Source organism: Nocardia sp. NPDC005978 (assembly GCF_040614455.1).
In the GTDB taxonomy this organism is placed as follows: Bacteria; Actinomycetota; Actinomycetes; order Mycobacteriales; family Mycobacteriaceae; genus Nocardia.
On sequence record NZ_JBEXUS010000013.1, the window covers coordinates 1 to 25054 of the forward strand.

Genomic DNA, 25054 nt, shown 5'->3' on the forward strand with positions numbered 1-25054 from the left:
GGCGCGGACGCGCGATCAGGCGCGCGACCGCACGCGCGACGTCATCGGGCTCGGCGAGCAGCCCGAGGGGCGCGCGGGTGCCGGCGATCATCTCGGTGCGGGTGAAGGTCGGCAGGACCGCCGAGAAGCGCACGCCGCTGCCACGCTGCTCGCGATGCATGGTTTCGGTGAAACTCAGCACCGCCTGCTTACTGGCGCAGTAGGTCGCCATGCCCGGGGTCGGGTTCTCCCCGGCCAGGGAGGAGATGTTCACGATGTGTCCGCGCCCGCGCGAGAGCATGCCCGGCAGCACGAGTTTGGCGCCGAGCATGACCCCGTAGACATTGATGTCCAGGATGCGACGGGTGAGCGCGTCGGCCTCCTCGGTGAACTTGCCGACCGGCATGACACCCGCGTTGTTGATCAGCACGTCGACCGCGCCGACGGCCTGTTCGGTCCGGCGCAGGAAGTCGGCGAAGGAGTCGGCGTCGGTGACGTCCAGGGCGAACGCGCCCGCCAGCCCGAGAGCGGCGGCGGTGTCCGCGGCCGCGTGCGGGTCGATGTCCCCGATCACGACGAGCGCGCCGCGGGCGGTCAACTCCGCCGCGATCGCTCGCCCGATGCCGCGGGCTCCCCCGGTGACCGCGACGATGCGGCCGGTGATCGATGCGCTCATCGGGTGCTGCGACCTCCTGCGTGTGCGACGCGCGAATGGACTCGAACCAGGCGATATGGCGGTCGTCTCAGTGCGGTTCCATTGCCTTGTAATGCTGTCCAGAATAGCATCTAGACTTGTGTCCGAAAAACTGTCCAGCATGGCCGGGGGTGCCCGGCGGTCCCAGCATGAAAAGTCCGAAATGTTCGAGCGCATCGTCGATGCCGCGGTAAAGGTCCTGGCCCGTGGCGGGTTCGACGGATTGACCCTGCGGGTGGTCGCCCTCGAGGCCGACATCGGCACCGCAACGGTCTACAGCTACTTCGATTCCCGCGAGCAGCTGCTCGCGGAGGTGGTGTGGCGCGCGCTCTCGCTCCCGACACTGCGCCGTGCGGGCCACCCGCCCACCGCCGAGACCGAGCAGACCCCGCTGACCATGTCCACCGCCGCGTCGATGCTGACCCCGGCGGTCGTCGAACCGGATCTGATCGATATGCAGCAGCGGCTGACCGATCGGATCCGGGGCCGCATCGACGCGGCGATCGGCACGGGCAGCGATCCGTTCTCGGCCAGACGGCTGGAGAAGATCTATGTGGAGTCCCTGGTCGACGCCGCGATCGGTTACTCGACCCGAATGCGCGGCGAAAACGCCCCGCCCACCATCGAATCGGACCCCCGCGACCGGTGAGGCCGCGGGGCCCGAAACGCCACTGCCGCACAACCCGCACCGAATCCGGTGCGGTTGTGCGGCAGTGTGCGGCTCGTTCGCGGCGTCAGGTACGCGCCGCGGACCCGACTTCGTGATCGGGTGCGCGGGTACCGATGTACTCCTTGGCCCACCGGTAGTCCGGCTTGCCGCTGGGTGAGCGCGTCACCTCGGCGGCGAGCCACAGCGTGCGCGGCGTCTTGTAGCCCGCCAAATGCGCGCGCACGTGCTCGGTCAGGGCCTCGAAGTCGAGCACTTCCCCTTCGGGCGTGGCGATCACCGCCGCGACCTGCTGACCCCAGCGCTCGTGCGGGACACCGACCACCACCGCGTCGAAGACGCCCGGATGCGCTTTGAGCACGCTCTCGACCTCTTCGACGAACACCTTCTCCCCGCCGGTGTTGATCACCATGTTGCCGCGGCCGATGAGGGTGATCGAGCCGTCGCCCTCGACGCGGGCGCGATCGTCGGTGACGACCATCCGCGACCCGTCCACGGTCTTGAACAACCGGCGCGACTTCTCCTCGTCCTTGTAATAGCCCAGGGGAACCGCGCCGGTCTTGGCCAGCCAGCCCTGCTCCCCCGCCGCAACCGGAACCCCGGTGTCGTCGACGACCACCGCGCCGCGCCCCACCTGCACCCGCGGACCGCGACCGGGATCGTCGTCCTTGGTGGCGAATCCGATTCCGCCGAAACCGGTTTCGGAGGATCCGATGGAATCCGAGACCACCGTGGCGGGGAACCGCTCGAGCAGCCGGTTCTTCACCGGCTGGGACAGCAGCGCCGCACCCGAGGCGATGGCCAGCAGCGAACTGGCGTCCCGCGGGGGATCGCCCAGCGCGTCCAGCAGCGGCCGGGCCATCGCGTCGCCGGTGATGACCATGACCGCGGGACGCTCACGCTCGACCGTCTCCCAGACCACCGCCGGATCGAATCGCGACTCGTAGATCAGGGTGTTGCCGCTCCACAGGGCGGTGAAGGTCGGCATCATGGCCGCGGCGTGGATGAGCGGGGGCAGGATCAACCACGCGCTCGGCTCGTTCTGCGCGCCGACGCGGGACTGCTGGAACTCATCGGCCACCGGTTCCCCGGTGTAGAAGTCGATGCCGCCGCCCAGGACCCGCCACATGTCCTCCTGCCGCCACATGACGCCCTTGGGCATTCCGGTGGTGCCGCCGGTGTACATCATGAACAGGTCGTCGGCCGTGCGCTCGGCCTCGGGGCGGGTGGTGATCGGCGAGAGCACCGATTCATAGTGTGCCGCTGTGGTTTCGATGTGCCCGCTGTCCAGGTCGTCCTCGACGACGATGGCGCGCCGGACCCGCGGCGAGCGGCTCAGCGCCGTGCCGACGGCGCTCGCGTAGCTGCGGTGGAACACCAGGGTGTGCAGATCGGCGTTGTCGTAGAGGTAACACAGCTCTTCGGCGCTGTAGCGATAGTTGATGTTGATCGGCACCGCGCGCAGTTTGAAGCAGGCGATGAGGGTTTCCATGGTCTCGATGCTGTTGTGCATCTGGAAACCGACGTGGGTGCCGGGCGCCACGCCGATCGAGGCCAGGTGATGGGCGAGCCGATTGGCTCGGATGTCGAGCTCGCGGTAGGTGATTCGCCGGTCACGGTGGATCAGCGCGATGCGTTCGGGCATCGCGTCGACCGCGTGCTCGAACAGGTCAGCGAAGTTGCACGCCATGGCAATTCATCTTTCATCGGTATGTCAGACCACGGTCAGCGGCAGCGGGATGCCGCGGTCGGCGAAGCGGAAGTCGGCGCCGGTGCTGAACCGGGTGATGGCCACCTCGCCGGATTCGCGGAAGGGCTGTTCCGCGAGCAGGAATCCGAGTGCGAGTTCGTCGTCGGTGTCGGCGGTGACGTGGACGGTGTACCGCGGGTTGACCCCGCGGGCCATGGCTTCGATCGGCGCCAGGTGCTCGGCGTCCAGCAGTGCGGGCCAGACCCGATCGCTGACCGCCCCGCTGCGCTTGGGAATGCGCAGGCGCACACCGATGTCGTGCTCGTCGACCTGAACACCGGTGTAGCACAGCGGATTCCACGCCGGATGCAGACGCAGCACCTGCGCCAGCGCGGCATCGTCGTCACCGGCCCCGAGCGCGTCGCGCAGGCGTTCGGAGGTCAGGCCCGCGATGCCGGCGAACTGTTTGCGCCCGATGTCGGCCGCCGCGTCGACGTCGGTGCGCGATCCGATCGCGATGAGGAAACCCAGCGCCAGCAGATGATGCTGCAGGCACACCTCGTCGGCCATGCGGATCAACGCGGACCGGGAGAAGTCGCTGAAGCGCAGGTCACTCAGCAACGGGCCGGAGTAGTCACCCTGCCCGGGATCTGCCGGGTCGATGGGATCCAGGATCACCTGTGCGGCAGCCGATTCCGAGACGATGTCGAAGTTCGCCGGAATCGGCGGCGGCACGTGGGAATCATCGATGATCACGGTCCACGCGCACACCGGGCTCCGGTCCGCGGGCACCCGGGGCGGGCGGTGGATCGGGCGGACCTGGGCGCGCGGGTTGGTGGCCAGGGCGGTCGCGTCGAAGGTCGGGTCCTCGATGTCGTGGCACATGGATCGGACGTAGTCCTCCCCCATGGGTTCCACATCCGCGAGCGCCCCGCAGTGATCGAGCCAGAACTCCCCGTGATCGCGATCCTGGATCCGGTACCGGAAATCCATGAACTGCGGGGGCGCGCCGATGTCGAGTTGCAGGCCCTTGAAGATGGTTTCGACGCTGTCGCCGGTGTACCCGAGCGCACGCTGCATGCGCCGGGTGTAGACCGGGCTGGCGACCTGCCACTCCTCGATGGCGACCTGCGCCATGCCCTCGCGGCCGAACGCGCCGATCGTGTGGGCCATGCCGGAGCGGTCGATGAGGTGGCCGCTGAGCAGGAGTTCGGGGACCAGGATCGCCAGTTGCTCGCGGGTCAGGTCCGCGAAGGCGCTGCGCCGATCGGGCGCGTCGCTCACCACAGCTCCACCGGCCCCTTGCCGATCTTGTACCAGCCGGGCAGCGGGTTGCCGGAGGTGGCGCGGGTGATGCGCTTGGTCATGCCGTCCGAGAGCGCCTTGTTGGTCATCATCTCCAGGAACATCGCGCTGACGTTGCCGAAGTCGAAGAAGTCACGCTGCCAGGACCATTGGAAGTTGCCGCCGTAGCGGAACCAGCTGCCGCCGATGCCCTCGGGCGAGTAGTGGGTGCCGTCGGCGCGGGTGGTGTCGGCGATCTGCTTCCAGAAGCCGATGACGGTGCCGCTGCGGTCGTCGACCACGACTTCCTGGTACGGGTAGGTCCAGCCTTCGAGGCCGTCCATCTCCAAACCGATGGCGATGTCCCGGATCTCGTCGCGGCCCACGGCCATGAACTCGTCCTTGGGGCCGTAGTTCCAGCCGTAAGTGGCGTCCTCGGTGTAGTACTCCGCGAGCGGGCGCCAGTCGCCGGTGGCTTCGCAGTCCTTGTTGGCCTGCAGCCAGCGCTGCACCATCTCGTCGAGTTCGGCGCGATCGAAATCAGCCATGTTCGTGAACCTTTCGTTGTTGCGCGAGCGTGCTCACGCGTCGCCGTCGATGATCGACAGCGCCTGGGTGGGGCAGTAGCGGACGGCGTCCTGGACTTGGGCGCGGACGTCGGGGCCGGGTTCGGCGTCGAGCAGTTCGACCGGACCGCGCCGGGGGACGGAGAACACTTCGGGGGCTTCGGCCGCGCACACGGCGTGGCCCTGGCACAGGTCCCGGTCGACCACGATCCTCATGACGCACCGCCGTTCTTGCGGGGTGAGACCCGGGCTTCGGGCTGGACCTCGGTGAGCTGGATGTGCGCGCCGCGCGGGGCCGAGACCACCGCGACCACGGCCGTGGCCAGGTTCGCGGCCTTGAGCATCTCCGAATGCCGGGCGAATCCCCAGGTGCTCCAGTCCTCGAGGACGGGTCCGATGATCTCGGCGGTGGTGTCGGTGCCCATGGCGGTCAGGGTCGGGCCGGGCCGGACCAGCGAGGCGCGCACGCCGGTGCCCTCGAGTTCCATCCAGAGCTGGCGGGCCATCGCCTCGACCCCGGCCTTGGCCGCGGGGTACGCGCCCGAGCGCGGGCGCGGCGTGGTGGCGGTGTCGGAGCTGATGAGTACGAAGTCGCCGCGTTCGCGCTCGAGCATGCCGGGCAGTACCCGGTGGGCCAGGCGCTGGGGGCCGACCAGGTGCAGATTCACCTGCTGCAGGTACTGCTCGGGGGTGAGCTCGTGGACCAGGCCGAACACCAGGTGCCCGGCCGCGGACACCACGATCTCGGTGGGACCGAACTCGGCCTCGGCGCCGGTGACGAACTCGTCGATCGACTCCGTGTCGGTGACATCGACCCGGAGTGCCTGCGCCGCACCACCGTTGGCGCGGATCTTCTCCGCCAGCAGTTGGCATTCGTCGAGGCGGCGCGCGCCGAGCACGACCGGGTGACCGAGTTCGGCCAGGGCGACGGCGGTGGCGGCCCCGATTCCGGAGGAGGCGCCGGTGACGATGGCGGGTCGGCGTTCGGGCTGGGGGGCGAAGCGGGGCATCAGGCGATCTCCGTGGTGATGGGCAGGGTGGCGAAGCCGCGCACGTTGGTCGAATGCACGCGCACGATCCCGGATTCGTCGAGGGAGTAGTCGCGCACGCGGGACACGAACGCGCGCAGGGCGACGATGGCTTCCAGGCGGGCCAGGTGCGCGCCGAGGCAGAAGTGCACGCCCGCACCGAAACTGGAGATCGCGCCCTTCTCGGGGCGGTCGATCCGGAAGACATCGCCGTCGGGGAAGACTTCGGAGTCCCGGTTGGCGGATCCCATGAGCAGCAGCACCTTCGCGCCGGCGGGGATGGTGCGCCCGTACATCTCGATGTCGACGGCGGCGCTGCGGGCCACGATCTGGCTCGAGGTGTCGAAGCGCAGGGTCTCCTCGACCCAGTCCGGGACCAGGTCCGGATCGGCGACGACCTTGGCGTATTCGCCCGGGGTGCGACCGGCCCAGTACAGCGCGTTGCCGAGCAGTTTGGTGGTGGTCTCGTTGCCGGCGACCACCATCAGGAACATGAACCCGATGATCTCCTCGTCGGTGAGGCGGTCGCCCTCGATCTCGGCGTCCAGCAGTGCGGAGGTGAGATCGTCGGTGGGTTCGGCGCGGCGCGCGGTGACCATCTCGCTGTAGTAGACGATCAGCTGCAGCGAGGCGTCGATCGCGCTGTGCGGCACGTCCATCACGCCGTCGTCGCGATGCACGACCAGGTCCGCGAGCCGGCGGATCTCGGCGCGATCCGGGACGGGCACGCCCATGAGTTCGGAGATGACGTCCATGGGCAGCTTGCCCGCGAAATCCTCGATCCAGTCGAAGGATCCGCGTGCCAGGGCGGGCTCGAGGTGTTCGCGCGTCAGCTCCTCGATCCGGTTCTCCATCTCGGTGACCCGGCGCGGGGTGAACCCCTTGAACACCAGGCGGCGCATGCGCATGTGCCGGGGATCGTCCATGGCCAGGAACGACATCGTCCGGTGCGCGTGCGGTCCCCAGGCGGCGGGATCCAGCGAGACGCCCATGGCGCTCGAGAGCCGGACGTTGTCGCGGAATCCGGCGATGACGTCCGCGTGCCGCGACAGTGCCCAGAAGTCGAGGTCCGGGTTGTAGTAGAGCGGGGCGTCGGTGCGCAGGCGCTCGTAGGTCGGGTACGGGTCGTCGTGGAAACCGTAGTCGTAGGGGTCGAACGTGAACGGCTCCAGTGAGGCCGAAGTCATCACGGGCACCTCGAATTCGCTAGTTCGTGCTTCCGGTTCCGGGGCTGCCCCGTCCGGACGGACTGAAGACTGGACATGTGTCTGGACACTATCACCGACACTCGTCCATAACAATGCTCATCGAGCGGCCACCGCACCCCGGGCCAGATCGACCATGTCCCGGGCCCGGACGAACTTGACTCGGGGGCGCTGTTCGCTTGCGCCGGCGGCCTTTTCGGCGGCGTCCACGGTCAGCCAGCCCGCGCGATCGACGTGGTCGGAGCAGCGCTCGGCGAGCAGGTCGTCGAGCGAATCGCGTTCACGCACCGGGCGATCCAGGTCTCCGGCCAGGAAGTCCGCGATCAGCTGGGTCACCGTTTCCTCGGCGTCACCGCGGTTGGTGCCGATCACCCCGCGCGGGCCACGTTTGATCCAGCCGGCGGTGTAGACCCCGGGCACGGTCGCGCCCAGGGCGTCCACGACCCGGCCCAGGAAATTGGGAATCACCGCGGCAGCCGGATCGAAGGGCACGTCGGCCACGGGGACGCCGCGATAGCCGACCGCGCGCACGATCAGTCGCGCGTCGAGGTTCTCGCCGGGCGGCGAATCTGCTGTCGCGCCCGGAGATTCGTTGCGTTCGATGCGCACCCCGGTGGCGAATTGCCCGCCCAGCACCTCGCGGGGTACGGCCCGGAAGCGGAAGACGATGCGTTTGTTCCCGCTCGTGCGCGGGCGGGCCGCGTATTCGGTGGCCAGGTTCAGTTTCAGCCGCAGCGTCGGGTCGGTCTCGGGATCGGCCAGTGCGGCGGCGACTTCGGCGTCGAGGTCGGCGGGATCGATGACCACGTCCACGCCGTCGAGCTGCCCCAGCGCCAGGAACTCGGGCCCGGTGAAGGCCGCGTTCACCAGTCCGCGCCTGCCCAGCAGGACGACCTCGCGAACCGCGCTGTGCCGCAGGGCCTCCAGCGCGTGGTCGGCGATATCCGTGCGCGCCAGCCGATCCGGATCCACGGTCAGCACCCGGGCAACATCCAGGGCGACGTTGCCGTTGCCGACGATGACCGCGCGCTCGCCCGACAGCTCGAATCTCCGGTCGGCGCAGTCGGGGTGGCCGTTGTACCAGGCCACGAACTCGGTGGCGGAATGGCTTCCGGGCAGGTCCTCGCCGGGGATGCCGAGCCGGCGGTCGCCGGGTGCGCCGACCGCGTAGATCACCGCGTGGAAGTGCTCGAGCAGCTCGGCGTGGGTGAAGTCGCGACCGATGTCGACATTGAGATGCATGCGGATCGCGTCGCGTTTGAAGGCGGCGTTGAATTGGTCGATCACGCCCCGGGTTTCGGGGTGATCGGGCGCGACGCCGTAGCGGGCCAGGCCCCAGGGCGCGGGCGACTTGTCGAACAGATCGACTTCGACCCGGCCGCGGCCGAGCAGTTGTTCGGCGGAGTAGCAGGCCGCGGGTCCGGTGCCCACGATCGCCACCCGCAGCGGCGCGGCCTCGCGGGGCAGGCGCAGCGGGGTGGGCGCCGCGGTGATCGTGGTTTCGAGCGGATTGTGCTCGAAGTAGGCGGCGTTGATCTCGGCGTACCGGGTCAGTGCGTCGGGGAGTTCGTCCGCGGCGAAGATCGCGTCCACCGGGCACGCCTCCGCACACGCCCCGCAGTCGATGCAGGTGTCCGGGTCGATGTGCAGCAGTTCCGCCGTCGCGAACCCGGGTTCGTCCGGGCGCGGGCGGATGCAGTCGACCGGGCACTCAACCACGCAGCTGGCGTCGTTGCAGCAACGTTGGGTGATCACGTAGGCCATGGATGTCCTCACAGGTACGGAACCGAGGAAGCGATTCGGATGACGGGGCGCCGACTGCGGCCGAGTGCCGCGCGGGGCATCTCGAACACAACTCGGACAGCTATACGGACATATGTCCGGATAGTATTTCCGACAGTGTTCCGACGCAAGAGCGGCGGACGGATTCACCTGCTCGACCGGGGTGACGCGTACCGGCCGAACGCCTGTACAGCTGTCCGTACTACCGTCCATACTCAGGGTAGCCATCGTCGAGTCACCGAGAGGCAGACATGAGAATCACCGCCGACATGATCGATCCGCAGTTGCGCCGGACCGGAATCATGTTGCGCCGCGCCGCTTCCCGGATCGGTGATGCTCGCCTGCGCCGGGGCAGTCTCGCGCTCGGGCGGGTCACGGCCGTGGCCTACCGGCGGCGGCCGCGCAGCATGCGGGTCCGGGAGTTCCACATCCCGCGCGCCGACGGATCACGGTTGCGGGTGATGGTCTACTCCCCGCTGACGCCGGTGCAGAACGCGACCGGGCTGCTGTGGCTGCACGGCGGCGGCTACGCCCTCGGCGCACCTGAACAGGACGCCGCGTTCTATCGCCGCCTGATCGCCGCCGTCGGCTGCGTGATCGTCGCCCCCGACTACCGGCTGAGCACCGAACTTCCCTACCCCGCGGCTCTGGACGACGGCTACGACGCACTGACGTGGTTGCGCGACAACGCGACTCGCCTCGGGGTGCGGGACGATCAGATCGCGGTGGGCGGTGAGAGCGCGGGCGGTGGCCTGACCGCTGCCCTGACCCTGCTTGCGCGCGACCGCGGCGAGGTCAGCGTCGCGTTCCAGCTGCCGATCTATCCGATGCTCGACGACCGGGTGACGACCGCGTCCGCGGTGAACAACGACGCGCCCCTGCTGGACAGCACGACCCTGCGCTCGGCCTGGCGGCTCTACCTGGGCCGCGGCCACACTGACGACGAGGTGCCGATCTACGCCGCCCCCGCCCGGGCCACCGACCTGCGCGGCCTGCCCCCGACCTTCACCTACGTCGGCGACCTGGAACCGTTCCTGGACGAGACCGTCGCCTACGTCGGCAGACTCCGCGACGCTGGGGTTCCTGTCGACTTCGAGGTCTACCCCGGCTGCTGGCACGGTTTCGACCGCATCGTCCCCACGGCCGAGGTGAGCCGCCGCGCGCTCCGCTCTCGCGAACGCTGGTTCCGCTACGCGGTCGAGACCTACTTCGCGCCCCAGCCGAGTCGATCAACCGGACTGGCGTGATTGTCGAGCAGCCCGTCGTAAGCGAACGGCAGACTCGCGATGTCGTCTCCCGCACGGTGACTTTCGACCGCGTCGATGTTCGCCAGGAACTCGGCGATACTGCTCACCGGCCACTCCCCCGCCTCCCACGTGTGTCCCGCGACCATGAGCGAGAACTCGCATCCCTCGAAAACCGGCGCGTGGAACGTGAAGACATGGAAGGTTGTCACCGGCTCGATATGCCCCTCGGCCTGCGCGTACCGCGAGGGCGGATATGCCCAAACCAGTGCCGACGGTGAAGAGTCCGCGCTGCTGAAACGCCATCCACGCCGAAACAACTGCTCGGACAAAGCCTCGGCACCGAGAACGAAGGACTGTTCACGGTCGTTGAACCCCTCGCAGGAGGTGGAGCCGCCGAGCAGAAACTCCCGCACATCGTCGGTGGGGCTCGGAGAAACCGGGACCCCGCAGGGACCCTCGTTGGCTTGCCACCACGCCACGTCGCGCTCGAAGGTCTCGATGTCCCGTGCCGACTCGGGTAGCACAGGACGCAAGACTTGCGTGGGGATGTTCCACTGCGACTGATCCACACCCGGCATCGGGCGCTTGGTCTGACGGGCTATTCGTCGAGCCCGCTTCTTGGCTGTCGGCCTACCCATCACGTGGTTCTATCAGGCACGATTCTCACCTGCGGGCCGAACAGCCGAGGTCGTCCGATTCGAGTAGTCCGCCCCGGAGCTTCACACCGGCCTGCTCATCTATTTCTGACCGGCGCCGAAGCCGCGCCTCCTCGGAATCAACCCGTTTGCTGGTCCTGTCCGAGGGAAGCCGCGAGCGCCTGAGCGAGGGTGTCGAACAGGGTCAGCATGACGGTCATGCCGGTGGTCTCGATCGGACGCCGCGCCTGCGGGGAGGCCACCACGCGCGGTGGCTGCGGGCAAGCTCGCGCGCTGCGGGCCAGGACCGCAAGGCCGGACGAGTCCAGAAACACCACCCGCGTCAGGTCCACCGCGATCGTCGGGGGATCCCCCGCCAGGGCCTGTCGCAACGCCCGGTCGAGCAGCGGAACGGACAGCACATCCACCTCACCGGCGGCGACCACGATCGGGATCGGGGCCTCGGTCAGGACCTGCACCCGCAGCAATTGCATCGAATCTGCTCGGCTCATAAACCTCTCCTGCCCGGTCACCTGCCTATAGGAGGTTCCCGGGTCGGCGGCCGCTACACCCGCGAACTTCACTGGGACCAGATGCTCTGCGGGACAACACGTTGACCGTCGTCCCCTGCCATAGGCTTACCGCAGCTGGTCTGCACTTCCCCGTCCGGTCGGAGTATTTCGGTGCGGACGACGGGACCGCCCGGTTGTGCTACCGGGCGGTCCTGGCGATGTCCTTGCTCCTGCTGGAAGCTACTTCTGCGCAGCCGACAGAATGACCTCGGTCACCGCGTCCGGTGCCGAGACGCTGACCGCGTGCGAGGCCGCGACCTCGGTGACCTGTGCCGACGCCCGCTCGGCCATGAACCGCTGGGCCTCTACGGGGATGTTCTTGTCGTCGGTGGTGAGCAGCGCGAAGGCGGGGATGTTCCGCCACGCGGCCGCGGCGGCGGGTTCCTGCAGGGCCGTCAGGGCGACGGGGCGTTGGGTGGCGGCCATCAGCTCGGCGGTCTCGGGCGCCACGTCGGCGGCGAACTGGGCGGGGAACTCGTCCTGGCGGATGTAGAGCTCGGTGCCGGAATCGCCGCCGGGCAGCGGGAATTGGGCCGGGCTCGTGGTCGGGCCGAGCGTCGAACCGGGGAACTTGCCGGTCAGTTCGAGCGCGCTCTCACCCTCGGCGGGGATGAAGGCCGCGATGTAGACCAGCGCGGTCACATTCGTCTTACCGGCCGCGGCGACGGTGATGACACTGCCGCCGTACGAGTGACCGGCCAGCACTACCGGACCGTCGATGGAGTCCACGACCGAGCCGACGTACGCGGCGTCGGAAGCGAGCCCGCGCAGCGGATTGGCCGCGGCGACAACGGAGTACCCCTGCGCGCGCAGGTTCGCCACCACCCCGTTCCAGCTGGACGAGTCGGCGAACGCTCCGTGTACGAGCACGATGGTCGGATTATTTTCGGAGCTCACGGCTACCTTCCTTGGTGGGGTCGAGCGGGATCAGGACTCGTGCAGCGCGGCCCGGAGCACCGAGACAGCCTGTGCCACAGCGGCCTTCGCCGCGTGGGTGTCGTGCATCGAATTGACCATGACGAAATCGTGGATGATGCCGCCGTATCGCACCTGCGTCACCGGAACCCCGGCGGCGCGCAGTTTCGCGGCGTAGGCCTCACCCTCGTCGCGAAGGACATCGGCCTCACCGGTGATCACCAGGGCCGGCGGCAAGCCCGCCAGCTGCTCGGTGGTGGCCCGCAGCGGCGACGCGGTGATCTGGGCGCGCTCATCGGCACTGGTGGTGTACTGGTCCCAGAACCACCGCATGCCTTCGCGAGTCAGGAAGTACCCCTCGGCGAACTGCCGGTAGGACTCGGTGTCGAAGTTCGCGTCGGTGACCGGGTAGAACAGCACCTGCTGCACGAACGACAGGTCACCGCGCTCCTTGGCCATGAGGGTCAGCGCGATCGCCATGTTGCCGCCGACCGAATCGCCCGCGATGGCGATCCGCGAGGAGTCCAGGCCCTTGGTCGCGCCCTCGGTCGAAACCCATTGGGCGACACGGTAGGACTGCTCGTTGGCAACCGGGTAGCGCACCTCCGGGGAGCGGTCGTACTCCGGGAACACCACGGCCGCGCCCGCGCCGACGGCCAAGTCACGAACCAGCCGGTCGTGGGTGTGCGCGTCGCCGAACACCCAGCCGGCCCCGTGCGTGTAGACGATCACGGGCAGGGTCTCGTCCGCGCCGCGCGGCTTCACGATCCGCGCCCGCACCCGGCCGGTGGGACCGCCCTCGACGGTGATCCACTCCTCGTCGATCTCCGGCTTGTCGATCGGCGAATCCTGCACCGAGTCAACGGCCTTGCGCCCCTCCTCGGGGTCCAGCTGATAAAGGAAGGGCGGCTGCGAGGTCGCGTCCACGAATTCCTGCGCCGCCTGCTCGAGCGCGATCCCGAGCGGATTGCCTGCCATCTGAATTCCTTCCGAAGCTGTTGTACGGATGAAGTACGCCCCATCCAGCTTCCTCCAGGCAAACAACAGCGCACCCCTCTCCAGCGGCCGTGAAAGCCTCCGATCAGGACACGGCAGCCGGGAGCGCGCGTTCCGGATATGGCGCGGTGGCGGCCCCGGTGGACCGAAAACGCTGCTGGTACTTGCGCGGCGAGATCCCCAGCCTGGCGACGAATGCGCGCCGCAGCGCCTCGGCGCTGCCGTACCCCGCGGCCATGGCGGCCTCGGTGACGCTGTTCCCGGCGTGGAGCATGTCCCTGGCGACACCGAAGCGAATGAAGGCGAGGTATTCGGCGGGCGTGCGTTCGAGCTCGGCGCGGAACAGCCGGGCCAGATGCCGCACGCTGACGCAGGCGTGATCGGCCAGCGTCTGCACGGTGTGGGGAAACGCCGGATCCGCGCAGATCAGATCGACGGCCTTGCGCACGAGTGGACTGCGGGGAGCCGGCCCGGTCAGCGACGCGGAGAACTGCGACTGCCCGCCCGAGCGCTGCATGTAGACCACGAGCAATTGCGCGACCCGGCGCGCGGCATCCGCCCCGAAGTCCTCCTCCACCAACGCCAGTGCGAGATCGACACCCGCAGCGACACCGGCCGAGCTGTACAGGTTCCCATCCCGCACGAAGATCGCGTCCGGTTCCACCGTGACCGCCGGGTACCGCCGTGCGAGCCCGGCGGCGAACTTCCAGTGCGTGGTCGCGCGCCGCCCGTCCAGCAGGCCCAGCTCGGCCAGAATGGCGGCCCCGCTGCAGATCGAGGCGAGCCTGCGGGTGTTCCAGGACAGATGCCGCGCCGCGGCGAGCACCTCCGGCGTCGCGAAGGTCGACGGCGGGAGTTCGCTGCCCGGGATCACGACGGTGTCGAACCGTCCGGCGTCCGCCGCCGCGCAGGCCACCTCCACCCGCGCGCCGATGGAGGTCTGCACGCTGTTGCCGTCGGCGGAGACCAGAATCACCTCGTATCCGGACACGGCCTGATTGGCCTCCACGAAAACCTCTGCGGGCCCGGCGAAGTCGAGCATCTTGACGCCGTCGAACAGCAGGATGCCCACGCGCCGGCGGGGCTGCTCGGTGAGGTTGGTGGCCATGTCATCCATTGTTCTGGAATCACGGCTCCAGAACAAGCGGTGTGGTTCAGCGCACGCCGATTGGTACGGTGACCCCCATGGGACGGCCACGACAGTTCGACGAATCGGAGCTGCTCGACGCCGCCACGGAGTTGTTCTGGGCACGGGGTTTCGACAACACGTCGGTGCAGGACGTCTCCCGCGCGACCGGTGTCGGCAACGGCAGCATCTACTCGGCCTACGTCAGCAAGCGCGGGCTGTTCCTGGCGGCCTTCGACCGGTACTGCGAGCAGCGCGCACTCTTCGTCCGCGATGTCGTGTCCCGCGCGCCCGGCTCGGCCCGCGACGCGGTCCGCGCCCTCTTCGAGGCGGTCATCGCCGACTGCGCCGCCAACCCCGACCATCGCGGCTGCCTGATGATCAACAGCGTCGCCGAACTCGCGACCCGGATCCCCGAGATCCGCGCGATCGGCGCGCGCACCACCGCGGCGATGGAACAGATCGTCGCCGAACGCCTGTGCCGCACCGGCCATTTCACCGAAGATGCCGCAGCGGTATCGGCACACAGCGCCAATATCGTCGTGGTCGCCCAGGGCCTGATCCAGCTGAGCCGTCTGGGCCTACCCGCCCGGCGCCTGCACGAGGTCGCCGCCGTCTCCTGGCAATCGCTGCCCGCGTCCTGGGCGGACGCGTAGCCCACAACCGAGTCCGGATGATCCATGTGTGGTCGCTCGGTTCCGCGACCGCCGGGTGGCCACGGGTGAGGACCCCTCGGGCCGGGGTGAAGCTACGCTGTTGAACCCCACCCCAGCACCAACAGTGCTACCCACTGAGCACGATTCAACCCAGAATTCGGCGTCCGCCGGAAACCGGCAGGTGCGAAACGCCGAGTCGTGATACGGCGGAGTGGGTCCGGCGGCGGCACACTGAAACGGTGCCCTGTGCCGATACCCGTGTCGAGTGCGTGATCGAGATCCGCCTGCCGGCGATGGCGCGACTGCAGTTCACGCGCTCGGGCAGCGTGGACGAGGTCGCGGAGGCGATGACCGAATTCGCGGACACCGTAGCCGCGATCGAACCTGACCGATCGCTCGCGGCCGAAGGCCCGGCGCCGCTCCCGCCCTACGCCACGTATGGGCACGAGATCGGCTGGCGAGCAGGCGGTTTCATCTCCACCGTCGATCCCGAGCCGACCCACGTCAGCGAGCTGTCCCAGCGGATCCACCAGGCCGCCCACGAACTGCGCGTACGCGGCGGTCAACGGCGGCGGGTTCCGCACCGAGCGCGCATGGGCGGGTACGTGTGGGTGCCCTCGCGCCCACCCAACCGGCGTTGAACGCGGAGCGACGCGAGTCGGGGACGCGGTCGGTTCGATCGTGCCGTCGCCGCCGACCGGACCGGTCAGTGCGATGCTCGGAGGCCACGACCGGAGTCCGACCCCGGGAGCACCGTGCCGAAGGCCGACGCGGAGCGGTTACCCGAGCAGCATCACTCAGGACACGAGCCCGTACATAGCGGCATGCGGCAGTGCCGGATTGGCTGCCGCCGCCTGCACGACCTGCCAGTCCTGATCGTCGAGCAGCTCGACGATCGTCGCGGGCGGCAGGGCACGGTGACCTGCCGCCGATCGTCTGGCCCGGGAGTCGGTGAGGCATGTGCGCAGAGCCGCGGCGGTGGCATGGGGGTGGCGGGCGATCTCACGCAACGCCTTGAGTACCGACGGGCGCTGTCGTGCCAGCTCCTCCAGCAGGGATGCGGTGGCGTCGGGATTCGCCGTGACTGCCGCGCTGACCCGGGCACCGTGCGCGGCCGCCAGCTCGCGCAGCCGGGTTTCGGACAATCCGGGGTGCGGCGCGATGGACGCGAGCACCTTCGCGTCCGCGTCACGAGCCAGTGCGTCGCGCAGCCCGGCCGGCAGATCGCGTCGCTGGGCGACGAGCATCCGCAGGATCGGGTTCGTCGACGCGGCCAGTTCCTCGGCCTCGGCAGTGGTGGCCGAGGCGATGCGCGGTAGCAGGGTCGGGCCGATTCGGGTGCCGGCGGCGAGGGCGGCGAGGATGTCGAGCGGCAGGTGCGGATGGTGTGCCAGTCGGCGCTGGACATCGTGGCCGCGGTCGAAAGCCAGTGCTCGGATGAGGTTTTCGTCGATGGCGGGATTGTCCGCGAGCTGCGCGCGGACCAGTGGGACGGGGTCCCCGGCCAGCTCGGCGTAGAGGCGCCGCGGCAGATCGGTGCGGGCCGCCAGCTCGCCGTTGTGCAGCCCCGGGCAGCGGTCGGCGAAAGCCACCACCGCGTCGGCCGGCGTGGCCGGATTGCGCAGCGCCATCTGCTGGATCGTGTACACGGTGGATTCGTGGGATCCGTCGCAGGCGGCGCCCGGCATCAGTGCACAGTCGGGTCGTTGGCAGTTCGGGTCGTGCACGAATGGTATCGCCTCCAGATCGCAGACCCCGCAGGAGCGCGCCGGAGGCAGTTGGTCGCCGGTCAGCAGTGCCGCCAGCACCGGGCCGGGCGTGGCCTCATTGGTCGCCACGGCGCGGCGGACCTCCGCGTGGGGATGCGTCGCCAGCTGGGCGGCGACATCGCTTGTCGCCCACAGGGCGAGCTCGGCGACGACCATGACGTCGGGATCGGAGGCCAGCGTGTGCGTCACGTCGCGTGGCAGCGCCGGGCAGGCCGCGAGCCGCTCCCGGGTGCGCGCCGACGGATCGGCCGCCAGAACGCGCGCCCACTCCGGCCGGCCGAAACCCGCCTCTAGCAGCGCGAGTGCGACACGAGGCCGAGGCGGTTGATCAAATTCGGTGAGTCGTCCCTCGCGCCCGAGTCGTGCGGCGGCCCGTTCGAAGCGCGCGAGCGCCGCCACCTGCGTTCCCGTCAGATCCGAGCGGCGGGCCAGCACCTCGGCGAGGTCGGAATCCGCGGTCGCGATCAGCCGGTCGAGCAGATCCGCTGGCAGCGCGGGGTTCTCGGCCAGCCCGTGAAGATCGTGACGCACGACAGCATCCTGCCGCAGCGGTCGATCGCACAGCCAGCCGATTAATACGGCACGCGTTGAAGGGCCGACCTACGTCCGAAAACATGTTGCCCCTTCTCCTTCGGACATGAAGGCTCGGCACATGAGTTTCACGAGCGAAGATCCCGACATCGCCTCCGTGGTAGCGGCCGAGCTGCGGCTGATGGACCGCGCGGTTCGCAACTCGCGAGCGGAATCGGCCGCGTTGCTCGACCCCGAGTTTCGGGAGTTCGCCTCTTCCGGCCGGGTCTGGGACAGGGAGTCGATTCTCGACGCGATGAGCAGCGACCGCTCGATGGCACCCATCACCGACAACATCACTGCGATGCGATTGGCTCCCAACGTGATTCAGCTGACATACCGAACACGAAGCCCGGAGCGAACGACCGTCCGCAGCTCGATCTGGCTCCTGCGTGACGGGACATGGAAACTCTATTTTCACCAGGGAACGCCGCAAGCATCGGACAACAATCCAGCATGACGGCCTGCCTTCGAACATCAGGAATCACGTGCACATCCATGAAATTCGCGCCGACTACGACCAGAAGTCGATCGTCGTCTACCAGGCATACTCCCCCGCCATCGCGGATCCCGCGGTGGCGGCGCAGCGCTTCGTGCCGCCGTTCTCAACCAACCGGATGACGTGGATCAAGCCGTCGTTCCTGTGGATGATGGAGCGCAGCAACTGGGGACGTAAGCCCGGTCAGGAGCGGGTGCTTGCCGTCCGAATCACCCGCGAGGGCTGGGAGACCGCTCTGTCGCAAGCGGTTCTCACCAGTTTCGAGCGTGGGGTGTATCGGGACCGCGCCGACTGGGAGGCGCAGATCAAGCATGCGACCGTCAACGTGCAGTGGGACCCGGAGCGGACACTCACCGGCGCCAGCCGCGATACCCGGTCGATCCAGGTCGGGTTGAGCCGACACATCATTCATCGTTTCGTGGACGACTGGGTCACCGAGATCACGGACCTGACTCCGCGGGTGCGCAAGATATCCGACCTGCGCGCCCAGGGCCGAAATGACAAAGCTTCGGCACTGCTCCCCAAAGAGAGCAGCTATCCCCTCCCAATCGACCTTGCGCGGCGGCTCTACCGGATCGCATGAGGCCACACCGCATACAGCGCCGGCCCGGCCGGGCGGAGCGGTGCGTCCGAGGACCCTTCATCCGATGCGAACGATGCTCTTTCCATGGGTCGCGCCGTCGGCCAGGCTCGCGATCGCGGTCTCGACGTCCGCCAAGGCGTATTCGGCGGTCACGTCGATACGCACCGAACCATCCGTGACGGCCGCCATCGCGCGAGCAGCACTCTCGGCCAACCGATACGGGTGAGTCCGTGCGGCCAGATCGCTGTTGTATGTCAGCAGCGACTGACCATTCATGAGCAGGTCGTTGGCCGACACCGTCACGGGGTCGAAGGTGGCGATGTTGCCGTAAACCAGGATTCGACCGTGCGGCGCCAATCGTGCCAGGCTCTCTAGACGCGTGGCCCCGCCGATCGGGTCCAGAACAACATCGAAGAGCTCCTCACCCAACGCATCCGGGAATCGATCACGGGTCAGCACTTCGTGGTAGCCGAACCCGCGTGCGTACCTCACCCGGCCGGGATTGCCGACCACCCCGACGATCCGCTCCGCACCCGCGGCGGCGGCGAACTGCCCGGCCAGCGAACCGACGCCACCGGCTGCGGCGTGGATCAGCACGCTGTCGCCGCGACGGACCCTGCCGACGCTGTTGATCAGGTCGTAGGCGGTTGGCGTCGCCCATCCGAACCCCGCCGCCGTGCGCGGGTCGACCCCGGTGGCATTGATCGCCAATGCGGCCGGCGCGGTCACGACCTCGGCGTAGGCGCCGCCGCCCACCAGAGCGACAACCTGCTCACCGATACGTGCCCGGTCCACTCCCTCGCCCACCGCGACGATCACACCGGCGGCCTCGAAACCCGGAACGAACGGGCGCGGAATCGGAAAGTGCGCGTTGCGCACCAGCACATCGCCGTACTGCACACCCGCGAAGGCGACGCGGATCGCGACCTCACCCGGTCCTGCCACCGGCTCGGGGATCTCGGAGATGGTGAACGTGTCATCGACGCCAAGCACTACGGCTCTCATCACATACAGCTTTCTGTGTTGACTCAGTATCCTGATACGCAGAACTCAAGCAGTATCAGGTAGTTGAGTCAACTCAGGGAGTTGTGACATGGTCGACGTGCCGATCGAGGAATACGTCTGTACGCGTATCCGCCGCGCCGAACAGGCGCTGATGGGCCACCACGAGGCCGTGCTGCGCCGTTACGGACTGACCATGACCCAGTACTCGGTGCTGCTGACCTTGTCCCGGGAAGAATCCATGTCCGGCGCCCAGCTGGCTCGCGCCTGCGGCGTCACCCAGCAGAGCATGGCCACCGTGCTGACCGGCATGCAGAACAAGAACCTCCTCGACCGCACGCCGTCACCCGTGCACGCGAAGGTCCTGATGGCCGCACTGACCCCGGATGGCCGCGCGCTGCTCGACCAGGCCTACGACGAAGTCATCGTGCTCGAACGCGCGCTCACCGACCGATTCACTCCCGTGGAGCACAAGCGGTTCTGCGAATTCCTCGACCGCGCCACCGCGACGCTCATCGAGCAGACCCCCGGCAGTCACGGCGGGTCGTAGACAGCTCACAGAGACGCCATGCCCACCGGGGTGTTGCACCCGGTTACGGGAAAGCCCTGTAGCGCATGGTCATAAACGTCGACTCGGCCGCCTGTGGTAACCATGGACGTGGAGCGGCCCGGCACCAGGCGGAGGCCGGGAGCCTCGGGGTAGCCATGACCGCAATTGCCAGATTCGGAGCGATCGCGCTCGACAGCGACGACCCGCAGGGACTCGCCGCGTTCTACCGCGCGCTGCTGGGTTTCGACCTGTACTACGAATCCGACGACTTGATCGTGCTTCAGGGCGAGCACATGATGTTGACGGTCGAGCGGGTGGCCGGACATCGGCGGCCGGACTGGCCGAGCGGTGAGGTGCCCAAGCAAATGCACCTCGATCTGTTCGTGTCCGATCTCGATGCCTCCGAACACGCAGCGATCGAGATCGGGGCGAGCAAGCCGGATTTCCAGCCGGCCCCCGATCGCTGGCGGGTACTCGTCGACCCCGCGGGCCACCCTTTCTGCCTGACCCTCCCGCCTCGCGCCAAGGGATGATTCCGCGCAACTCGATCTGAACCCGCACGCATTCGTCGTGTTTCGATCACCCGCAACGGAAATCGCTTACGGGAAGCCCGGTTCGACCCCACACACCCCACACACGTGAACTACACTGTGTAGTAGAAGCGCCGACGAGGGAGTTCCGGTGGATGACGACGTGATCGCACGGTTCTGCGCGGCAACCGAAGCCGGCGACATCGATGCCGTGCTGGAGACTCTCGCGACCAACGCGGAGCTGGTGTCGCCACTGGCCGGTCGCGCCGTCTTTCGTGGCCACCATGATCTGCGCGTGCTGTTCTCGATTCTGCTTCCCGAGCTGACCGGCTTTACCTGGCGCCACGTGGTCAGGGGTGACCGAACTGCCGTCGCGATCGCCGAAGCGCGTGTCCTGGGCGTACGAATCGGGGACGCGATGCTGATCGAACTGGATACCCACGGCCGAATACAACGCCTGACGCCACATATTCGCCCTTGGCTCGGACTGACGCTGCTGGCGATCGCGCTGCTCCCCAAACTCGTTCGCCAGCTGCCCGTAGTCCGGCGGGCCATGTCGCACAGCTGATTCCAACCGGTGGCGCACCATGCCGCGCGGGGCAGAGACACCGCAGGGCCCGCATCCCGAGGGATGCGGGCCCTGCCGAAGGCCGATTACCGAATCAGCTTGCGCCGCATCGCTTCGGTGGCGAACACCAGCGCCGGCACCAGGGTCAGGTGGGTGACCGCCAGGGCAACGGTCGAGGCGGTGTCGAAATCGGCGGCCACGGTCAGGGCGATGGTGCCGACCGCCAGGACCGAGCCGATCACCGCCGCCACGCGCAGGATCCCCGGCCACTTGTACGACAGCAGCGCCGCAGCGGTGAGGCCGATCAGTAGCGGGACGACGGTCAGCATGAGAATTCCGCCGGGCGCGACACTTTGGACCTTTCCGTCGGTGGTCGTCTCGAATGATCCACCCGCGGCCATGCCGAGCAACCAGACGATCATGTTCGCCACAACGGCCCCGGCAATGGCGCTCAGCACGGCGACCGGGCGGCTCAGGGCGGGGATGGACACTTTGCGAACGGAGTTGGTGGCTGCGGTTGTCATGATGACCTCCGATGGAAGAAGCGGTGCGGTTCTCGTGTGCCTCCCATAGTGAAACCTCAATAATTGTTCAGGTCAACCCCTTTTCTCACCGCCCTCGAAACCGCGACGTCGCATTTCCGCCAGCACGTGCGACCGGCGGCCGTGAGGATCGGGGGAATGACAGCCGATCCGATGACCACCCTGCACGCCTTCTATCTGGCCGAGGCCGAATACCTCACCGAGGGTGCCGAATTCGAGCGGATGGCCGCGCACCTGGCCCCGGACATCGTCATGCACCAGGCGCCCAGCCTTCCCTACGGCGGCGAGTGGCACGGCCACGAGGGCTTTCGGCGGTTCATCGCCGCCATGGGCGAGAGCTGGGACGGACTGTGGTTCGACGAGCAGCAGTTCTTGAGCGCCGACGATCGGGTCGTGGTCCACACCCGCGGACGGCTGCGCGCGCGACGCACGGGCCGAACGCTGAATACGTCTCTGCTGCAATGGATCAGCTTCCGGGACGGCCTGATCACCGAGTTCCGCCCGTACTACCTCGACACCGCGGCCGTGCTGGCCGCGCTCGCCGACTGATCGGTCCGTGCCCGTCTACTTTACCTTCCGGATGGTAAAGTAGATTTCGTGGTTACCAATGCGCGAGCCAAGATCCTCGACGGAGCCCTCGAGCTCCTTCGTGTGGAGAACGGCGGCAGCCTCACCCTCGATGCCGCCGCCAAACAGGTCGGCCTCACCAAACCCGGTCTGATGTACCACTTCCCGACCAAGGAAGCCCTGATGCTCGGCGTCGTCGACCATGTCGCCGCCCGCTGGGAACGCAAGCTGATCGACCATCTGGGCTGCGAGCCACAGGAGGCGAGCGCAACGCAGCGGATCGCGAGCTATGTCGAGGTCGCGTTGACCGGATCGTTCGATCGCGCCGATTTCGCGATCTGCGCGGACGCGGTCTACCACCCCGCGCTCACCACGACCTGGGTCGCGCGATTCGAGCCCTGGCTCGCCCTCCCGCCCGAACTCTCCGCGGCACAGCGCGCCCGGCTCACCGCGGCGCGGCTGCTGGCCGACGGGTACTGGACCGCCGCCGCGACCGGCGTCTTTCCCGTTCCCGAACACGACCGCGCGGCGCTGCTCGCGGTCGTCAGAGATCTCTTGAAAGGCACGAATCCCTGATGCGGAAATGGCTACTCCTGGTGGCCGCGATCGGACTCGAGGTCGCCGCGACCCTGTCCCTGCGGGCCGCCCTCGATCACCCGGGCTGGTACATCCTGGTCGCCACCGGATACATCGGCGCCTTCATAGCGCTGAGCCTGCTCCTGCGGGCCGGCATGGCCCTCGGTGTCGCCTACGGCATCTGGGGCGCCAGCGGGGTCGCGTTGACCGCGGTGCTGGCCGCCGTCCTGTTCGGCGACCCCCTCACCGCCGCGATGGTCGCGGGCATCGCCCTGGTCATCGCCGGGGTCCTGTGTGTCGAACTGGGCTCGCACCCCGCCACCGCCGAGCAGGAAGGCACGCACTGATGGGCTGGTTGTTCCTGGCGTCGGCGATTTTCGCGGAGGTCTCGGCGACGCTGTCCCTGCGGATGGCTTCCCAGGAGGACGCGAACAAGTACTGGTACGGCGTCGTCGCCGCGGGCTATGTCGCCGCGTTCACCTTCCTCACCCAGGCGCTGGCCCAGGGCATGGGAATCGGTGTCGCCTACGGCATTTGGGCAGCGGCCGGCGTCGCACTCACCGCGCTGGCGTCCCGGGTCCTGTTCGCCGAACCGCTCACCAAGGTCATGATCGCCGGCATCGCCCTGATCGTGGCAGGCGTGCTCCTGATCGAACTGAGCACCACGCACTAGCGCGAATGACGCGGGCGCGGTGCACGTTCGACCTCGGTTCAGCCCACGATGCGGTGGATGATCGCCGTGCTGAGCCGGGCGGGCTCCTGTTCCGGGACCCAGTGACCTGTTGCTGCCAGCTCCACGAATTCATAAGGCGCGGTGACGTGTTCGGCGCAGCCGTAGGCCGCCGAACGGGAGACCGCCATGTCGTCGGCGCCCCAGACGAAGGTCGTGGGCACCGTCACCGGGGGTACCTCGTGCCAGCTGGTGCCCCGGGCGCGGTACCAGTTCAGGGCGGCGCTCATCGCGCCGGGCTCGGAGAGCAGGCGGATGTGGGCGTCGGCGGTTTCGCGGGTGAGTGCGTCGCCGTAACCCAGGCGGAGGGCTGCGGCGTCGTTCGTCAGCAGCAGGTCGGCGGTGCCGTCCTGCTCCAGGAGGCCCAGATACGCCGACATCTCCTGTTGTTCGGGGTCGGTGCCGATCGCCCGGGCGAAGGCCGCGGGGTGGGGCACCGAGACCGCGGTCAGGGATGTCACGCGGTCGGGGTGGTGGGCGGCGGTAGCCCAGGCGACGATCGCGCCCCAGTCGTGGCCGACGAGGTGGACGGTGTCGAGCGCGAGGGCATCGCACAGGCCGACGACGTCGGCCACCAGTTCGCTCAGGCGGTAGGCCTCGACCGGATGGTGGCGGGCGCCGGCGGAGTAGCCGCGCTGGTTCGGGGCGTAGCTGGTGATCCCGAACGCGCTCAGGTGCTGGGCGACCGCGTGCCAGGAGGCGGCGCTCTGCGGGAACCCGTGCAGGAGCAGGGCCGTCGTGCGCTGCGCGGCGGAAACCGGTCCCGCGCGGTGTACCTCGAAGTTCGAGTCGCCCACCGGGACCAGCAGGGTCGGTGTCGCGGTGGTCATTTCGCGGTAAACGCGTTCTGCAGGCCGCCCACCTCGGTGATCTTCCAGTCGGCGTTGCGATCGATGGTCAGGGAGTAGGTCACGGTGGTGGTTGCGCCGTCGGGGGTCTGGGCGCTGGTCGAGGTGACCTCGAGGTAGGCATTGATCTTGTAGATGCCGCCCGCTTCGGAGAGGATCGAGGCCGAGAGCGGGGTGGCCTTGGAGGTCCACTGCAGCGGGAGCAGGATCTGCTCGAGTTGCGGGGCGGTGGCGTCGAACTTCGCGGACAGTTGCGGGGTGGTGCCCGCTTTCAGGCGGGTCAGCCACGCTTTGGTGTCGTGGTAGTCGATGGTGGATGCCCCGACCGCGTAGTCGGTGGCGACCTGCTCGGCGTGCCGCTCGTCGGCCGCCCGGGAATCACGATCGGCCAGTTCGGATCTCGCGGAGTTGTAGAGCATCCCCAGGACGATGATCACCACCAGCGGCAGCACCAGTGCGACCGCGTTCCGCAGGGTCGACAGGGAGATCGAAATCGAGCGCTGACCATTGGCGGGCGCGGGCGCGGGCGGCGACTTGGGGGTCTTCGCCAAAACCGCGGGCGCCGTGCCGGTCTCCGTCGCAGCCGCACCTGTCTCGGCCGCCCCGGACTCCGGAGCGGTCCCGGTGTCGGCGTCTGTCCGTGTTGTCATCGCTGTGGTCCTCTCACCGAAATGTGCT

31 protein-coding genes are annotated in these 25054 nt (G+C 68.3%); 13 read left to right on the top strand and 18 right to left on the bottom strand.

All coding sequences use genetic code 11. The features are described from left to right. Window positions 1-655: SDR family NAD(P)-dependent oxidoreductase (locus tag ABZ319_RS08340; protein WP_354985667.1), on the bottom strand; the 655-nt coding region annotated here is incomplete at its 3' end. Between the two features lie 118 nt (window positions 656-773). On the opposite strand from ABZ319_RS08340, the gene ABZ319_RS08345 reads away from it, so the two are divergent. After that, on the top strand, window positions 774-1322 hold the full coding sequence (locus ABZ319_RS08345) for a helix-turn-helix domain-containing protein (RefSeq protein WP_354985668.1): 549 nt from the start codon (window positions 774-776) through the stop codon (window positions 1320-1322). Between the two features lie 85 nt (window positions 1323-1407). Here ABZ319_RS08345 and ABZ319_RS08350 read toward each other — a convergent pair whose 3' ends face one another. The 7 genes from ABZ319_RS08350 to ABZ319_RS08380 form a co-directional block, all read right to left on the bottom strand. Then, a complete protein-coding gene (locus ABZ319_RS08350) occupies window positions 1408-3030 on the bottom strand; it encodes an acyl-CoA synthetase (RefSeq protein ID WP_354985669.1) in 1623 nt (540 codons plus the stop codon). 24 nt (window positions 3031-3054) lie between these two features. Further along, complete coding sequence (locus ABZ319_RS08355) at window positions 3055-4317, bottom strand: hypothetical protein (RefSeq protein ID WP_354985670.1); 1263 nt, start codon at window positions 4315-4317, stop codon at window positions 3055-3057. Beyond that, window positions 4311-4862, bottom strand: a complete 552-nt coding sequence (locus ABZ319_RS08360; RefSeq protein ID WP_354985671.1) for a nuclear transport factor 2 family protein — start codon at window positions 4860-4862, stop codon at window positions 4311-4313. Before ABZ319_RS08360 ends, ABZ319_RS08355 begins: the two co-directional genes overlap by 7 nt. 33 nt (window positions 4863-4895) lie before the next feature. After that, on the bottom strand, window positions 4896-5096 hold the full coding sequence (locus tag ABZ319_RS08365) for a ferredoxin (protein WP_354985672.1): 201 nt from the start codon (window positions 5094-5096) through the stop codon (window positions 4896-4898). Beyond that, a complete protein-coding gene (locus ABZ319_RS08370; protein ID WP_354985673.1) occupies window positions 5093-5890 on the bottom strand; it encodes an SDR family oxidoreductase in 798 nt (265 codons plus the stop codon). The genes ABZ319_RS08365 and ABZ319_RS08370 overlap by 4 nt, the downstream gene beginning before the upstream one ends. After that, a complete protein-coding gene (locus ABZ319_RS08375) occupies window positions 5890-7095 on the bottom strand; it encodes a cytochrome P450 (protein WP_354985674.1) in 1206 nt (401 codons plus the stop codon). Before ABZ319_RS08375 ends, ABZ319_RS08370 begins: the two co-directional genes overlap by 1 nt. Window positions 7096-7212: 117 nt before the next feature. Then, complete coding sequence (locus ABZ319_RS08380) at window positions 7213-8877, bottom strand: 4Fe-4S binding protein (RefSeq protein ID WP_354985675.1); 1665 nt, start codon at window positions 8875-8877, stop codon at window positions 7213-7215. Window positions 8878-9146: 269 nt separating this feature from the next. Here ABZ319_RS08380 and ABZ319_RS08385 point away from each other — a divergent pair, with 269 nt between their 5' ends. Beyond that, window positions 9147-10142, top strand: coding sequence for an alpha/beta hydrolase (locus ABZ319_RS08385; protein ID WP_354985676.1), 996 nt, complete (start codon window positions 9147-9149; stop codon window positions 10140-10142). On the opposite strand, the gene ABZ319_RS08390 is transcribed toward ABZ319_RS08385, so the two are convergent. The 5 genes from ABZ319_RS08390 to ABZ319_RS08410 form a co-directional block, all read right to left on the bottom strand. Next, window positions 10100-10780, bottom strand: coding sequence for a hypothetical protein (locus tag ABZ319_RS08390; protein WP_354985677.1), 681 nt, complete (start codon window positions 10778-10780; stop codon window positions 10100-10102). The genes ABZ319_RS08385 and ABZ319_RS08390 overlap by 43 nt on opposite strands. 137 nt (window positions 10781-10917) lie before the next feature. Next, on the bottom strand, window positions 10918-11289 hold the full coding sequence (locus ABZ319_RS08395) for an STAS domain-containing protein (protein ID WP_354985678.1): 372 nt from the start codon (window positions 11287-11289) through the stop codon (window positions 10918-10920). Window positions 11290-11529: 240 nt separating this feature from the next. Further along, window positions 11530-12246, bottom strand: coding sequence for an alpha/beta hydrolase (locus tag ABZ319_RS08400; protein WP_354985679.1), 717 nt, complete (start codon window positions 12244-12246; stop codon window positions 11530-11532). 30 nt (window positions 12247-12276) lie between these two features. Then, window positions 12277-13242, bottom strand: a complete 966-nt coding sequence (locus ABZ319_RS08405) for an alpha/beta hydrolase (RefSeq protein WP_354985680.1) — start codon at window positions 13240-13242, stop codon at window positions 12277-12279. 103 nt (window positions 13243-13345) lie between these two features. Further along, window positions 13346-14368 carry a GlxA family transcriptional regulator gene (locus ABZ319_RS08410; RefSeq protein WP_354985681.1) on the bottom strand — a complete coding sequence of 341 codons (1023 nt, stop codon included), beginning with the start codon at window positions 14366-14368 and terminating at the stop codon, window positions 13346-13348. A 77-nt stretch (window positions 14369-14445) separates the two neighbouring features. Between ABZ319_RS08410 and ABZ319_RS08415 the strand changes: the two genes are divergently transcribed. Together ABZ319_RS08415 and ABZ319_RS08420 are read left to right on the top strand one after the other, a co-directional pair. Beyond that, the gene (locus ABZ319_RS08415) at window positions 14446-15042 is read left to right on the top strand and encodes a TetR/AcrR family transcriptional regulator (protein ID WP_354985682.1); all 597 of its coding nucleotides are present in this window, start codon (window positions 14446-14448) and stop codon (window positions 15040-15042) included. A 239-nt stretch (window positions 15043-15281) separates the two neighbouring features. Next, window positions 15282-15683 carry a hypothetical protein gene (locus tag ABZ319_RS08420; protein WP_354985683.1) on the top strand — a complete coding sequence of 134 codons (402 nt, stop codon included), beginning with the start codon at window positions 15282-15284 and terminating at the stop codon, window positions 15681-15683. Between the two features lie 156 nt (window positions 15684-15839). Here the strand turns inward: ABZ319_RS08420 and ABZ319_RS08425 are convergent, their stop codons facing one another. Next, window positions 15840-17342 (bottom strand): hypothetical protein, encoded by a 1503-nt coding sequence (locus tag ABZ319_RS08425; RefSeq protein ID WP_354985684.1) that lies wholly within the window; start codon window positions 17340-17342, stop codon window positions 15840-15842. Window positions 17343-17463: 121 nt separating this feature from the next. On the opposite strand from ABZ319_RS08425, the gene ABZ319_RS08430 reads away from it, so the two are divergent. After that, window positions 17464-17841 carry a nuclear transport factor 2 family protein gene (locus ABZ319_RS08430; RefSeq protein ID WP_354985685.1) on the top strand — a complete coding sequence of 126 codons (378 nt, stop codon included), beginning with the start codon at window positions 17464-17466 and terminating at the stop codon, window positions 17839-17841. 28 nt (window positions 17842-17869) lie between these two features. After that, window positions 17870-18463, top strand: a complete 594-nt coding sequence (locus tag ABZ319_RS08435; RefSeq protein WP_354985686.1) for a DUF4291 domain-containing protein — start codon at window positions 17870-17872, stop codon at window positions 18461-18463. 57 nt (window positions 18464-18520) lie between these two features. Here the strand turns inward: ABZ319_RS08435 and ABZ319_RS08440 are convergent, their stop codons facing one another. Further along, window positions 18521-19468: a zinc-binding dehydrogenase gene (locus tag ABZ319_RS08440; RefSeq protein WP_354985687.1), complete on the bottom strand. Its 948-nt coding sequence runs from the start codon at window positions 19466-19468 to the stop codon at window positions 18521-18523. 88 nt (window positions 19469-19556) lie between these two features. Here ABZ319_RS08440 and ABZ319_RS08445 point away from each other — a divergent pair, with 88 nt between their 5' ends. The 3 genes from ABZ319_RS08445 (at window position 19557) to ABZ319_RS08455 (ending at window position 21113) form a co-directional block, all read left to right on the top strand. Beyond that, a complete protein-coding gene (locus ABZ319_RS08445) occupies window positions 19557-20015 on the top strand; it encodes a MarR family transcriptional regulator (protein ID WP_354985688.1) in 459 nt (152 codons plus the stop codon). Between the two features lie 155 nt (window positions 20016-20170). Further along, window positions 20171-20548 carry a VOC family protein gene (locus ABZ319_RS08450; protein ID WP_354985689.1) on the top strand — a complete coding sequence of 126 codons (378 nt, stop codon included), beginning with the start codon at window positions 20171-20173 and terminating at the stop codon, window positions 20546-20548. A 148-nt stretch (window positions 20549-20696) separates the two neighbouring features. After that, entirely contained in the window at window positions 20697-21113 is a 417-nt protein-coding gene (locus ABZ319_RS08455; RefSeq protein ID WP_354985690.1) for a nuclear transport factor 2 family protein, read from the top strand. A gap of 86 nt (window positions 21114-21199) precedes the next feature. Here the strand turns inward: ABZ319_RS08455 and ABZ319_RS08460 are convergent, their stop codons facing one another. Further along, the gene (locus ABZ319_RS08460) at window positions 21200-21637 is read right to left on the bottom strand and encodes a DUF6069 family protein (protein WP_354985691.1); all 438 of its coding nucleotides are present in this window, start codon (window positions 21635-21637) and stop codon (window positions 21200-21202) included. A gap of 156 nt (window positions 21638-21793) precedes the next feature. On the opposite strand from ABZ319_RS08460, the gene ABZ319_RS08465 reads away from it, so the two are divergent. From ABZ319_RS08465 to ABZ319_RS08480, 4 genes are read left to right on the top strand one after another with little or no spacing between them, the layout of a single operon-like run. Continuing rightward, complete coding sequence (locus tag ABZ319_RS08465) at window positions 21794-22204, top strand: nuclear transport factor 2 family protein (protein ID WP_354985692.1); 411 nt, start codon at window positions 21794-21796, stop codon at window positions 22202-22204. Window positions 22205-22252: 48 nt separating this feature from the next. Further along, window positions 22253-22798, top strand: a complete 546-nt coding sequence (locus tag ABZ319_RS08470; protein ID WP_354985693.1) for a TetR/AcrR family transcriptional regulator — start codon at window positions 22253-22255, stop codon at window positions 22796-22798. Continuing rightward, window positions 22798-23145 (top strand): SMR family transporter, encoded by a 348-nt coding sequence (locus ABZ319_RS08475; protein ID WP_354985694.1) that lies wholly within the window; start codon window positions 22798-22800, stop codon window positions 23143-23145. The genes ABZ319_RS08470 and ABZ319_RS08475 overlap by 1 nt, the downstream gene beginning before the upstream one ends. Then, the gene (locus ABZ319_RS08480; protein ID WP_354985695.1) at window positions 23145-23471 is read left to right on the top strand and encodes a multidrug efflux SMR transporter; all 327 of its coding nucleotides are present in this window, start codon (window positions 23145-23147) and stop codon (window positions 23469-23471) included. Before ABZ319_RS08475 ends, ABZ319_RS08480 begins: the two co-directional genes overlap by 1 nt. A 38-nt stretch (window positions 23472-23509) precedes the next feature. On the opposite strand, the gene ABZ319_RS08485 is transcribed toward ABZ319_RS08480, so the two are convergent. Together ABZ319_RS08485 and ABZ319_RS08490 are read right to left on the bottom strand one after the other, a co-directional pair. After that, a complete protein-coding gene (locus tag ABZ319_RS08485; RefSeq protein ID WP_354985696.1) occupies window positions 23510-24358 on the bottom strand; it encodes an alpha/beta hydrolase in 849 nt (282 codons plus the stop codon). After that, window positions 24355-25026 carry a hypothetical protein gene (locus ABZ319_RS08490; RefSeq protein ID WP_354985697.1) on the bottom strand — a complete coding sequence of 224 codons (672 nt, stop codon included), beginning with the start codon at window positions 25024-25026 and terminating at the stop codon, window positions 24355-24357. Before ABZ319_RS08490 ends, ABZ319_RS08485 begins: the two co-directional genes overlap by 4 nt. Window positions 25027-25054: the final 28 nt, after the last annotated feature.